This is a genomic window from Adonisia turfae CCMR0081 (assembly GCF_011009555.1).
Taxonomy (GTDB): domain Bacteria; phylum Cyanobacteriota; class Cyanobacteriia; order Phormidesmidales; family Phormidesmidaceae; genus Leptothoe; species Leptothoe turfae.
This window is the reverse complement of record NZ_QXHD01000004.1, coordinates 522341-534234: the sequence shown is the minus strand read 5'-3', so window position 1 is coordinate 534234 and position 11894 is coordinate 522341. Positions and strand designations below refer to the sequence as shown.

The 11894-nt window shown below is 49.4% G+C and carries 10 protein-coding genes; 4 read left to right on the top strand and 6 right to left on the bottom strand.

Going from position 1 to position 11894, the window contains the following annotated elements; translation table 11 throughout:
- Positions 1–102: 102 nt before the first annotated feature.
- Positions 103–1335 carry a methionine gamma-lyase family protein gene (locus tag DXZ20_RS06505; RefSeq protein ID WP_163697142.1) on the bottom strand — a complete coding sequence of 411 codons (1233 nt, stop codon included), beginning with the start codon at positions 1333–1335 and terminating at the stop codon, positions 103–105.
- A gap of 75 nt (positions 1336–1410) precedes the next feature.
- Between DXZ20_RS06505 and DXZ20_RS06500 the strand changes: the two genes are divergently transcribed.
- Positions 1411–2250 (top strand): acyl-CoA desaturase, encoded by an 840-nt coding sequence (locus tag DXZ20_RS06500; RefSeq protein ID WP_163662902.1) that lies wholly within the window; start codon positions 1411–1413, stop codon positions 2248–2250.
- Between the two features lie 65 nt (positions 2251–2315).
- Here DXZ20_RS06500 and DXZ20_RS06495 read toward each other — a convergent pair whose 3' ends face one another.
- Positions 2316–2741, bottom strand: a complete 426-nt coding sequence (locus tag DXZ20_RS06495) for a hypothetical protein (protein ID WP_163662905.1) — start codon at positions 2739–2741, stop codon at positions 2316–2318.
- A gap of 732 nt (positions 2742–3473) precedes the next feature.
- On the opposite strand from DXZ20_RS06495, the gene DXZ20_RS06490 reads away from it, so the two are divergent.
- Together DXZ20_RS06490 and DXZ20_RS06485 are read left to right on the top strand one after the other, a co-directional pair.
- Positions 3474–5438 carry a cation:proton antiporter gene (locus tag DXZ20_RS06490; protein WP_163662907.1) on the top strand — a complete coding sequence of 655 codons (1965 nt, stop codon included), beginning with the start codon at positions 3474–3476 and terminating at the stop codon, positions 5436–5438.
- A gap of 158 nt (positions 5439–5596) precedes the next feature.
- A complete protein-coding gene (locus DXZ20_RS06485; protein ID WP_163697141.1) occupies positions 5597–6865 on the top strand; it encodes an energy transducer TonB in 1269 nt (422 codons plus the stop codon).
- A gap of 14 nt (positions 6866–6879) precedes the next feature.
- Here the strand turns inward: DXZ20_RS06485 and DXZ20_RS06480 are convergent, their stop codons facing one another.
- The 3 genes from DXZ20_RS06480 to sfsA form a co-directional block, all read right to left on the bottom strand.
- A complete protein-coding gene (locus tag DXZ20_RS06480) occupies positions 6880–7605 on the bottom strand; it encodes a PHP domain-containing protein (protein WP_163697139.1) in 726 nt (241 codons plus the stop codon).
- Positions 7606–7893: 288 nt separating this feature from the next.
- Positions 7894–8094, bottom strand: coding sequence for a DUF2811 domain-containing protein (locus DXZ20_RS06475; RefSeq protein ID WP_006516492.1), 201 nt, complete (start codon positions 8092–8094; stop codon positions 7894–7896).
- Positions 8095–8670: 576 nt separating this feature from the next.
- Positions 8671–9387: a DNA/RNA nuclease SfsA gene (gene sfsA / locus DXZ20_RS06470; RefSeq protein ID WP_163697137.1), complete on the bottom strand. Its 717-nt coding sequence runs from the start codon at positions 9385–9387 to the stop codon at positions 8671–8673.
- Between the two features lie 395 nt (positions 9388–9782).
- On the opposite strand from sfsA, the gene murJ reads away from it, so the two are divergent.
- Positions 9783–11387, top strand: coding sequence for a murein biosynthesis integral membrane protein MurJ (murJ, locus tag DXZ20_RS06465; RefSeq protein ID WP_163662918.1), 1605 nt, complete (start codon positions 9783–9785; stop codon positions 11385–11387).
- Positions 11388–11420: 33 nt separating this feature from the next.
- Here the strand turns inward: murJ and DXZ20_RS06460 are convergent, their stop codons facing one another.
- Positions 11421–11858, bottom strand: a complete 438-nt coding sequence (locus DXZ20_RS06460) for a hypothetical protein (protein ID WP_163662921.1) — start codon at positions 11856–11858, stop codon at positions 11421–11423.
- Positions 11859–11894: the final 36 nt, after the last annotated feature.

Sequence of the window (11894 nt, the reverse complement as noted above, 5' to 3'; positions counted from 1 at the left end):
TTTGAGCAATGAGCCCTTCGGTAGTGCAACGGTAATCATGGGGGCGCTGGTGAGTACTGATGGGTAACTATGTGTAGCTATTGTAACAATTGAATTGGCAGGTTAAGTGGCAGAACCGATGGCGGCGGCGGCGGCTTCGGCGGCGATCGCAACATGGGTCCAATGGGTGCCTCCCTGGCAATAAACCACATAGGGTTCGCGCAAAGGTCCATCGGCTGAAAGCTCCGAAGTACTGCCATCAATGAAGGTACCACCGGCCATCACTAACTGACTGTCATATCCCGGCATGCCAGCAGGTACCGGCTCCACATAGGCTTCCACGGGGGAATGCTGCTGAATTGCTCTGCAAAAAGCCACCAGTTTATCGGGGTCTTCCAAACGTATCGCTTGAATCACATCCCGCTGAGGCGCATCGACCGCTGGATTCACGGCATAGCCTAGCTGACTAAATGTATGGGCCAATAGGTAATTGCCCTTTAAGGCCTCACCCACCATTTGCGGTGCTAGAAAAAGCCCCTGGAAAAGCAATCGATTTTGATTCAGCGTAGACCCACCAGAGCTACCAATGCCTGGCGAAGTGAGCCGACAGGTGGCGGCTTCCACCAGGTCAGCGCGTCCAGCTACATATCCCCCTGTGGTCACAATTGTACCGCCGGGGTTTTTGATCAGCGAACCCGCCATCAGATCTGCCCCCACTGCCGTGGGTTCACGGGTCTCTACAAACTCGCCATAGCAGTTATCGACCAAACAAACGGTGTCAGGGTTTTGGGCTTTGACCGCCCGGACAATTTGACCAATTTCGTCGACAGTCAGGCTGCTGCGCCAGCTATAGCCGCACGACCGCTGAATCAACACCATTTTGGTATTGGGACGAATCGCTGTGGCCAAACCAGACCAATCAATACCTCCCTCAGAGGTGAGGGGCATCTGCCGGTAGCTAATACCAAAATCCTTGAGTGACCCCTGGCCATTGCCTCGCACACCGATGACTTCTTCCAAGGTGTCATAGGGAGCGCCAGTAACCGCCAGGAGTTCATCACCAGGTCGCAGCACCCCAAAAAGGGCACAGGTAATGGCATGGGTTCCGGAGACAAACTGCACCCTGACAGCTGCGGCTTCCGCTTCAACCACAGTAGCAAACACTTGATCTAGAGTTTGCCGTCCCAAATCATCATGACCATACCCTGAAACCCCTGAAAAATGGTGCGTTCCCACCTTATGTTGTCGAAACGCTGCCAAGATTCGAGCAACATTTTTCTTGACCTGGGAGTCAATTGCATAAAAAATCGAAAATAGTGCTTGTTCTGTCGGCTGCAGTGTCTTCAGGCTATTCACTCGCTTTCCTGGGCTAATGACGCGGGCTCTAATTGTGACGCAAGTTGGCCCCTACGTTAACGCTGAGATTTTTACATGACTGTTGCAAACGTTCCAAAACCTCCTATTAATTGGCCTACAGCGATCTTTATGGTCGCTGTACACAGCATTGCCCTATTGGCATTCTTACCTTCAAACTTTAGTTGGAGCGCTATAGCGGTAGCGCTCTTTTTACATTGGGTGACAGGTTGTTTAGGAATTACCTTAGGGTGGCATCGTCTGGTGGCCCACCGTAGTTTTACGGTACCTAAGTGGCTGGAGTATTTTTTTGTCTTCTGCGGCAGTCTAGCTTGTCAGCATGGTCCCATTGAGTGGATTGGCCTGCATCGGCATCACCATGCCCATTCTGACCAGCCGGTTGACCACCATAGCTCTACCAAGGGCTTCTGGTGGAGCCACATGGGCTGGATTTTCTATGAAGTGCCCGCTGATGGTGACGTTCCCCGGCTGACTAAAGATATTGCTAGGGATCCGTTCTATCTGTTCTGCGAAAATTACTTTTTGCTAATGCAGGTTGCTTTGGGTTTGCTGCTGTATGTCATCGGTGGTTGGTCTTTTGTCCTGTGGGGCATTTTTGTACGTCTCGTTGCGGTTTACCACTGCACCTGGTTTGTCAACAGCGCCACCCACAAGTTTGGCTATAAAACCTTCGAATCCAACGACTACTCCACCAACTGCTGGTGGGTGGCTGTCGTCACCTACGGAGAAGGCTGGCACAATAACCATCATGCTTTCCAGTTCTCAGCTCGCCATGGCCTTAAGTGGTGGGAAATTGATGTCACCTGGATGACGATTCAACTGCTCTCTAAGTTGGGGCTGGCCACCAAGGTCAAAATACCCAAGCAAGAAGATGTACAGGCGGCTTTATTGAGTTAGCTTAGGCAACCGCTACCATCAACGGCGCGATGTCAAAATAGCGCCGCTCAGGCAACCGGCTACCATCAACGGCGTGATGTCAAAATAGCGCCGCCCGCTAAACCGGCTAGTAATACAGCCAAAATCCTAAATGATGTGGACAGGAGCAGCCAAAATCCTGAGATAGCCAGCAATATAGCTATGATTACCAGCAACCCTAGCCAACTAGATGCAGGTAACTGGCTATATTGCTTCCATTGATGACCTGTCCAACGCCATAGGCGACGATATGGATGGGCTCCTGATAGCTGTTCTAGACCGAAGCCACCATCTCGAATCACATAGATTTGCTGACAGCGATCGCAACCAAACGCTTCAGTCAGAGTGATCTCCTTAATCGTGCCTCGATGACGGCAGGTCGGGCAGGGGTAGACCTCGCTCAAATCTATCTTTTGAACTAGCTTTTGGGAGCGCAGGGCTCGATCCTTAAAAAACTGGCGATAGCGCAACACTAGTGTGAAAAGAAGGGGCGTTAAGAACTGGAGTTAATGCGAGACCTTTGTCTATAAATGCACCTAAGCCAAGCCTTGTGGCACCTAAGCCAAGCCTTGTGGCACCTAAGCCAAGCCTTGTGGCACCTAAGCCAAGCCTTGTGAGCTTCATTCTAACCAGCTCAAGAACCTTAGGCATTGCAGCGGTCGACTACATTCTTCCTATTCCCAAAATAGCCACTACTTTCAGGAATGCGACTGATTGTTAAGATCGATTTTAGAGTTGATACAGGTTGTAATTTTATTTACGATCAATACTATCTATTGAAAAAAAAATCTTACAGCTTTCTCCATAAACTTACCGTTTTCAAAAAACTCCCATTAAGATATATGCGTGGGTAGCAATTTTTAGCAACGAATTCCCGTAGATTGTCTACAGTTTTCGTATGCTAAAAGTTGCTACCCAACATGGCATTCGACCTTGGTATGTTACCGGCGGTCGGATTGTCGTATCTCCTTATAACTCCTGTGATTTGGGTGGCCTTGGTCCACCCTTTTTTTTGGCCAGTAACGCTTATACACTGGGAGGTCAGCTATATTCTGACCGTTTCCCTCACACGTTAGATGTTAGATTAAGGATTTGAATGCTTTTCTGGGCTGATACAAGCTATCACCGTTACTCCATCAGCCTACCCATAGTGACATTTTATTATTTAGGCCCCATCCATGAGGCCCCCCTTTTAAATCTAGCCAATGGCAACCCCGTTTGATATCACTCTGCAAATTGTATTAGCGGTCCTAGCTGGTATCACAGCCCAGGTTGTCGCTGAATATTTGCGGTTACCGAGCATTATTTTTCTACTCAGTTTCGGGGTGCTTTTAGGGCCTGACACATTGCAGATCATTGACCCTAAGGTGCTGGGGTCAGGGTTAGAAGTTATTGTCTCTCTGTGTGTTGCGCTGATTTTATTTGAGGGTGGCCTCAATTTAGAACTCAAAGAACTGGGCCAGGTATCTGGCAGTCTACGTAATTTAATTACCATCGGTACGTTTATTACCTTGCTGGGGGGTGGCATGGCAGCCCACTGGTTTGGTGAATTCCCCTGGCCCCTGGCTTTTTTGTATGGTTCGCTGGTGGTGGTTACGGGGCCAACGGTAATCACCCCTTTGCTACGTCAGGTGCAGGTGGAGAAAAAAGTTGCCACTATCTTAGAAGGCGAGGGCGTACTGATTGATCCGGTGGGGGCCATTTTAGCCGTCGTCGTCCTTGATATTTTGCTCAACGGTGACACCGATGTGGGGTTCATTGTGGGTGGATTGGCCCAGCGGCTCAGTATTGGTGCTGTCATTGGCGGTGTGGGCGGTGCTTTGCTAGGGCAGTTTCTCAAACGCGCCGATTTTTTGTCAGAAGAATTGCGTAACCTGGTGGTGCTGGCTAGCGTATGGGGTCTGTTTGGACTGGCCCAAGAAGTGCGCAGCGAATCTGGATTAATGGCCGCCGTCACCGCTGGTCTAGTCTTACGGGCGTTATCGGTGCCAGATGAACGGCTATTACGCAGATTTAAGGGCCAGCTAACCGTCTTTTCTGTTTCGGTTTTATTTATTTTGCTGGCCGCAGACCTGTCCATTGACAGTGTGTTTGCTTTAGGTGTGGGCTCAGTATTCACAGTTTTGGCACTGATGCTGTTGGTACGCCCCCTCAATATTTATGCCTGTACCCTCAATAGTGATCTCAACTGGCGGCAAAAGATTTTCCTCAGTTGGATTGCCCCCCGCGGCATCGTATCGGCCTCAGTTGCTTCCTTGTTTGCAATTTTGCTCACCGATCGGGGCATCAACGGTGGTGATTCCATTAAAGCCTTGGTATTTCTGACCATCATCATGACTGTCTTTATCCAAGGACTGACGGCCCGTAGTGTGGCAAAATTTCTAGGCATTACCCAAGCCGATGCCACTGGTGTGGTGATCGTAGGGTGTAACCCTGTGGGTCGTTTGGTCGGGCGATTATTTAACCAGCAGGGGGAATCAGTCGTCATGTTTGATACCGATGAAGAGGCGTGCGAGCTGGCTAAACAAGATGGCCTCCGGGTTTATTTGAGCAGTGCTTTGGACGCCGAACTGCTGGATGAAGCAGGGCTCAGTTCCATTGGTACCTTTTTAGCCCTAACGACCAATGGAGAAGTGAATTCGGTGGTGGCCGAAAGAGCCGCTGAAGAATTTCAGCCCCCCCGTGTTTTGGCGGTATTGCCCCGCAGCGACAAGGAAACGGAACCAAAAGCCAATGGCAAAGGGAGTAAGGTTAGGCCGACACCTCTTGCCATCAAAACCTGGAATACATATTTAAAAGATGACGCCGCTGAATTAAAAACCACCCAACTGCAAAATGAGGATTTTGAAAAACAGCGCGAGCAACTGAACAAATTGATTACCAGTGGTGATTTGCTGCCTATTACCGTGCAGCGCAATGGCAAGCTAGATGTGGTTTTAGGGCAAGGGACCTGGCAACCAGGAGATACGGTTACCTACCTAATGCACGATCCGACGCCCCAACTCCTGAGACGCTTATCTGGCGGTAAACGTACCGGACGTTTGGTGACGGATACCCTGCCCCCCTCTGCAGCACCTGCGCCTTCTCTAGATCAGCAGTCTAGTGCCACCAACGTGGCTGATGCTGGGGAAACGCAGGATAAACCTTCAGGCGGCGTGCAAACACCATAAGAGCGATCGCAACTGGCCACCCATGCCACACTTTTTCCCTAAATTGTCTATGCTGATCCCAGTATTCAGACCCAGTGCAGATCTATTAGATTCCTGACTTTTTCTTACTGATTAGCCAAGTGCCCCATTGCACTTGGGAATAGTGCTCTCAACGTGCCATGTCTAACTCTCCTGAGCTATCTCCCCAGCGCCCAGCTTTGGTCAAAACCACTCTGCGTAAACTCAAGGAACTCGTCACCAGTCCCTACGGTGTGGCTGCGATTGCCTCCCTGAGCTTCCATGGTGTGCTGTTTGCGGCTATGCCTCGTTTTTCCTCAGCATCCTTCGCCGCCTTTAGTGAAGAAGAGGTGGCAGATGCACCTCGCACTGTCCCTCTGGTAACCCTATCTCCGGCGGAGCAGGGCCGACTGCCTGATTTCAATCGTTCACGACTACCGGCCATTCCTGATATTAATTCGCGCCCTTCCATCAATAACTTGCCCAATGCAAGTTCCCTTAACCGTTCTAATATTTTTACGCGGCCAAATATTTTTAATCGCTCCAGCAGCAATCGCACAACGAATCCATCCCTCAGCTCCCCCAATACCCTGAGGCGCAACCGCCCTTTCCAGAATCCCTACATTCCACGGCCCAATATTTCCATTCGAGATACGCCTACACAATCGGGTCAAAGTCGCGATCGCAAAACGACGACGATTACCATTCCAGCACCACCGCCCAGTGTGGTGCCCGAGATCGATACAGACCAGGACACGTTAGCGAGAGAACTCGAACTGGAACAACAGCAAGCTGAACAGGCCGCAGCGGAGCAAACTGAAGCCAATGAAGGACTGCCTGAGCTGCCTGAACAGTCTGACCAGGAAGCAACATCTGAGGATACCGAGAATACAGAGGTAGCGGCTAATCCAGAAGCCACAGACGAGCCCACACAACTGGAGCGGCTACAGGCGAAGTTTAATTATGATGCTGAAAGCACCACTCCAGAAGAAATAGCAGACAATTACGAAGCATGGGAAGCGCAAACTGACAGCGCTATGGATGGAGCTGTGGAAACCGCAGAAATCGGAGAACTAAACCTTGATGCCAGTTTTAACCTGTGTGCTCAAAATCCTCCCACCAATGGCGAAGTGGGTATTTTAGTAGCTCCAGACGGCACCCCCAGCAATCCGAAAGTCTTACGTAGCACAGGCTACGACTACCTTAACCAGGTAGCCATAGACACCCTGATGAATAGCGAATTTCCGGCTACGGAACAAGCCACTCGCTATCCCTTTGAGCTCATCGTCAACTACGACGCTGAGGCTTGCAAAAGTGCCGAAGAACTCTTAGAAATCGTACGAAACAGCGAACCAGATTCTACCGCACCAGATAATAGTCCTAACGAACCACCAGATAGTAACGAGCAGAGTCCTGGGGCAACGGAATAATAGAACCGCGATGCTTAAACTCGACGCGTCAGTGTCATCCCATGACTATCCGTGCCACAGGTACTAAGCAGATCATAGGTATCTGCCAGCCCTTGCACACGTTCTGTTTTTTTGGGTGTCGGTCGCCATTCAGGCGGGTGGTCGTAGGCATAATACGTTTCCACACCATCAATGCCCAAGGCGGCGGCAGCTGGAATCAGCTCTTCAGGGGGGCGGCGGTATCGCACTGGATGGGCCAAAACAGCAACCCCTCCAGCCGCTTGAATTGCCCGGATGACGACTGCGGCATCCCGGTCATTCCCGCTGGGAGATCCCCCTTGCAAATAATGCTTGAAGGCTGCATGTTCTGGATTAAACGCATAGCCCAGAATATGGACATCCACATCCAGCAAGCTAGATGTAATTTCAACACCACACCAAAGCCTGGGTAGTTTTGCCTGATGACTGGCCGACCAAGTTGACGGGTGCTTCCAACGCCAATTTTCCAACCATTGACAGGCTTGTTTATAGCCTTGAATCGTATGGTGGTCCGTAATGGAAAATCCCTTAAGTTGAAGACTAATAGCTTGCTCCATCAGCTCACCAGGACTAAGCTTCCCATCGGAGCAATGGGTATGCATATGAAAGTTGTAGTGATGGGGACAACTGTGGTGAGTAATCTGCTGAAAAACCTGTTGTAATTCTTGGGCAGATTGGCTAGTCAAAGGACGCGAACTGGGGTAGGCAGAGGGCTCAGCCATGGATAGAGCTAAAAACTATTGCATGATACTAATATACCCAAAACTCTTAGGCCATAAGGGCTGAAGAGCCTTCTACTCCGAGAATTATCATTCCAGAAGAGTGCAGCTAGATCGTCTAATACCTCTGAATTCGAGTTGTTGACATCGATCAACCTATTTCCCTTTATCAGGAAGGTAAATGCGATAAAACACCTCACTGACAAAGGAAAATAGCTCTATTGTTTGTTAATCGTTGGAGTTAGACAACTCTCTTAAATCAGTAGGCCCCATTCACCCAAATACCCCTTCTTAGGCAGCGTAATTGAACAGAGTATCTAGATAAACTTTGGACGTTCGACGATCGCTGTCACCGTTTTGCAGAAGGAATAACGACAGCGCTGCCGAAAATACCCGATCTTGATCCCATGCAGGATGATTCTCCAAATAGCCCTTTAAGGATTCATGGAGTTCTTCAGGAATCTCCGCCAGGATACTAACAGTAATTTTCATGGATGGGAAAACCTCAATAGTTGCAGCACGTCCGTCCTGAGAATGCACGGAATGTAACTGCAGGAGGGCAGCAAGAAATCATCAATCCCATTGAAAACACTGTGAACGTCAAAATCGCATGTCGTTGGGACCGTGATAACCCGGTGGTGGTCAAATAATTTTGCTAATGGCGAGAGGCATTGTCAACGTCAATATGATTGAGCATCTCACAATCACTATTTTTAAAAGAACGAAGTCAATAGGGTTTTCAGCTTTTTTCTTAACATTACTTTGTCTTAAATCGACTCTTTCTCATAATTGTTAGATTCACGTTGCTATCCCCAGAACTGGAGCTACAGGTTTATCTTTCGTTCTAACCTGTGGAAAACTTGTGGAAAACCCCCGCCTACCTGTGGAAAACTTGTGGATTCTGTGGGGAAAAGTTTGCCAAAAGATAAGAATCAATTTCTTTGCAAAAAGGTAGCCATTGCCACGGAAAATTCGTATCAAAAAGCACATAACATCTACGCACAATCTCTAAAAAAGTTCATATGCATTCCATTTGCGGCATATTTAAATGTTTTGAAATGTTTTGCGCTATAGCACTAGTTCAGCCAATCCGATGTAGTCGATACCGGTTGGAGAAATATCAAATCGGCATGGTAATACCTCCACACCTGCTGCGATCGCATCCCTCAACAACTGACCATAGTCAGGGTCTGCACTATCACCAGGGGCAAACTGATCACAGTCGCCTCGGTTGATGAAGTACAGCATCACGGCTCGGGATTCCGGCAATAGTGCGGTGAGTTCTCGTAGGTGTTTTTGCCCTCGGGTAGTCACTGTGTCGGGAAACAGGCAAAGCTGCCCCTGAGCCCAGGTGGAGTTTTTGACTTCGATGTATATCGGTCGGTCGTCAGTGGTGAGTAAAAAATCAATTCGACTTTTGGTGCCGTAGGGGACTTCCCGCTTAACCGTGTCGTAAGCACCCAGTTGGTCAAAAATGCGTTCGTTAAGGGCCGTTTGAATCACACGATTCGGTAACGCCGTATTCACGCCCGCCCAAACAGGCCCATTGTCATTGACCTCCGCTAGCTCCCAGGTGTAAGCAAGCTTGCGTTTGGGATTATCACTCTGGGACACCATGACCCGACCATTGACGTGACAAACCCCCGTCATCGGGCCTGTGTTGGGGCAATGGGCCGTAACAATGTCTCCTGACGCCAGTTCAATATCGGCCATAAACCGCTTATAGCGCTTGATTAGCCTGCCTTCTAATAGGGGGGGAAAGGTATGGACCTGGATGGGACTCATCAGAAATAAGGTTCAACAACAAATAATAGATGAATTCAGTGTAGGGGGGTAAACCACCCTAAAGACCGCCCAGGTCGCTTTTTCGAAAATTTAGGCCCCCAGAGCCTCTATCGAATTTCTGCTGTTCAACGGTCAGCCCCCGTAAAATTACGTATTGAACTGTGGTGCAAAACTTGTTAATCTCTAATTCCTGTGAAATTCTTGGAATGCAAACTGGCAGAAGGGCAGGGTGGTTTTTGTCTTCACTACAGTTTTGTTCTTTAGTACAGATTTAATTATCTTTTATACAGGGCTTGAAACGTAGTCGTCATAAAATTGGGTCAGCCATTGTCACTGATCAATTTGTACTTGGCTCCACAACACGCCATAGTTGAGTATTCAATGTTGAGGGTCCAGTGACAAAACGTTCTTTAGCTGGTATTGCCGGCATTGTTGCGATCGCAACATTAATTAGCAAAGTCTTTGGCTTAGTCAGAACCCAGGCCATTGCTGCCACATTTGCTGTCGGACCCGTGGCCGATGCCTATGGTCTAGCCTACGCTATCCCTGGTTTTTTATTGGTGTTGTTGGGGGGCATTAATGGCCCCTTCCACAGCGCTATTGTGCGAGGCGTCGCTAATCGTAAAAAGAGTGAAATCGCTCCGCTGGTAGAAACCATTACAACCTTAGTCGGGATCGGCCTGTTGTTTGTCACCCTGGCCATTGTTATCTTTGCCCCATCCATTATTGGCATATTGGGGAATCGGCTGAGCGAAAACGTAGAGGCGGGTGCCATCACCCGAGATATTGCCATTTTGCAGCTCCGCATTATGGCCCCCATGGCCATGTTTGCCGGACTCATCGGCATTGGTTTTGGCACCCTGAATGCGGCTGATCACTATTGGCTACCGTCCATTAGTCCCCTGTTTTCTAGCAGTGCCGTGATTGTCTCTTTAGGGGTTGTTTTGTTCACCCTGGGGGACAAAATTTCGGAACCTGGCTATGCCCTCGTGGGCGGTGCGGCCCTGGCCATCGGCACGCTGGTCGGCGCAGTGCTCCAGTGGTTAGTCCAGGTACCGGTGCTCTGGAAACAGGGCCTGGGCCGACTGCGGCTGCGATTTAATACCCAGGATCCAGCCGTTAAAGATGTGCTCAATGTCCTGGGACCAGCTACCTTTTCATCGGGCATGATGCAGATCAATGTACAGGTGGATCTGTTTTTTGCGGCGGCTTTACCCGGTACCATTGCGGCGCTAGACTACGCCAATCTCCTGGTGCAAACTCCCCTAGGGATTATTTCCAATGTTATTTTGGTGCCCTTTTTACCGATTTTTGCCCGGTTAGCGGACCCCATTCACTGGGATGAACTAAAACAACGCATCCGTCAGGGATTATTGCTGACAGCATTGACCATGCTGCCCTTAAGTGCCCTGTTCATCACCTTAGCCTTACCCATGGTGCGGGTGGTGTATGAGCGGGGGGCTTTTGATAAAAACGCGTCCCAATTGGTCACATCAGTACTCATTGCCTACGGTGTCGGCATGTTTGTCTATCTGGGGCGAGATGTTTTGGTGCGGGTGTTCTATGCCCTCGGCGATGGCGATACACCCTTTCGCATCAGTCTGTTCAACATTGGGCTGAATGCTCTACTGGACTTTATTTTAATTAGCCGATACGGAGCCCCCGGCTTGGTGTTAGCCACCGTAGGCGTCAACTTAGTATCCATGGTGGCACTGTTGATACTGCTATCTCGCAAAATCAACGGGCTGCCCTGGCTTGAGTGGGCTCAGCCCTTAGGTTTGCTGCTGCTCAGCAGTGGTGTGTCAGGGGCTGCTGCCTGGTTAAGTCGCTTGGGTTTAGAAACCTGGCTGGGTACTGAAGGTTTTCTCGTAAATTTAGTGGTCTTATGTGTAGCTGGAGCAGTCAGTTTAGGGATATTTGCTGCTGCCGCTATGCTTCTAGGGATACCTGAAGCAAAACTGCTGTTTGATCAATTGAAGGCCAAACTACTGCGACGATAAAATCTTAGATTAACCAGCTAACCAATTCACTAACTAACAATTAGGGCAATTCCGTAACTCTTCAAGCTTGCTAGGATCTTTTAGGACCAGGGTGCGGCCCCTAACGGTGTAGTTTTCCCCAACATAGCCTGTGCGGTCAAAGAGGATCTGGTGAATATGCTGATCTAATTTAACGGGGTCCTGGATGCGATCGCGATAGTACTCTTTGATGTCGTATTCAATGCCCAAACTACCCATTAAATTATGGAGTTCGGTTTCCTCGCCACCTAAGAGTGCAGAGCGTGCCGCCGGATTTTGCCACACTTTCAGGAGGATGGTGTAAGGAACACCACCTAAGGTCACCACCCCGGTTGTAAATAACACAACCCATGTACCGACAGCCATGAGCGTACCGACGGCTCCCGCAACAATCACCTTGCCCATGGTTTTATTGGACTTTTGGCGAGCCTGGACAGACCGAAGTGAGTACATGACGGGAAACAGGAAAGTAATGTGGAATGTACTTAA

Excerpts from the sequence above, each read along its gene's own strand:
- DXZ20_RS06500 (WP_163662902.1), top strand. The coding sequence starts at position 1,411 with ATGACTGTTGCAAACGTTCCAAAACCTCCTATTAATTGGCCTACAGCG.
- DXZ20_RS06490 (WP_163662907.1), top strand. The coding sequence starts at position 3,474 with ATGGCAACCCCGTTTGATATCACTCTGCAAATTGTATTAGCGGTCCTA.
- DXZ20_RS06485 (WP_163697141.1), top strand. The coding sequence starts at position 5,597 with ATGTCTAACTCTCCTGAGCTATCTCCCCAGCGCCCAGCTTTGGTCAAA.
- DXZ20_RS06480 (WP_163697139.1), bottom strand. The coding sequence starts at position 7,605 with ATGGCTGAGCCCTCTGCCTACCCCAGTTCGCGTCCTTTGACTAGCCAA.
- DXZ20_RS06475 (WP_006516492.1), bottom strand. The coding sequence starts at position 8,094 with ATGAAAATTACTGTTAGTATCCTGGCGGAGATTCCTGAAGAACTCCAT.
- sfsA (WP_163697137.1), bottom strand. The coding sequence starts at position 9,387 with ATGAGTCCCATCCAGGTCCATACCTTTCCCCCCCTATTAGAAGGCAGG.
- DXZ20_RS06460 (WP_163662921.1), bottom strand. The coding sequence starts at position 11,858 with ATGTACTCACTTCGGTCTGTCCAGGCTCGCCAAAAGTCCAATAAAACC.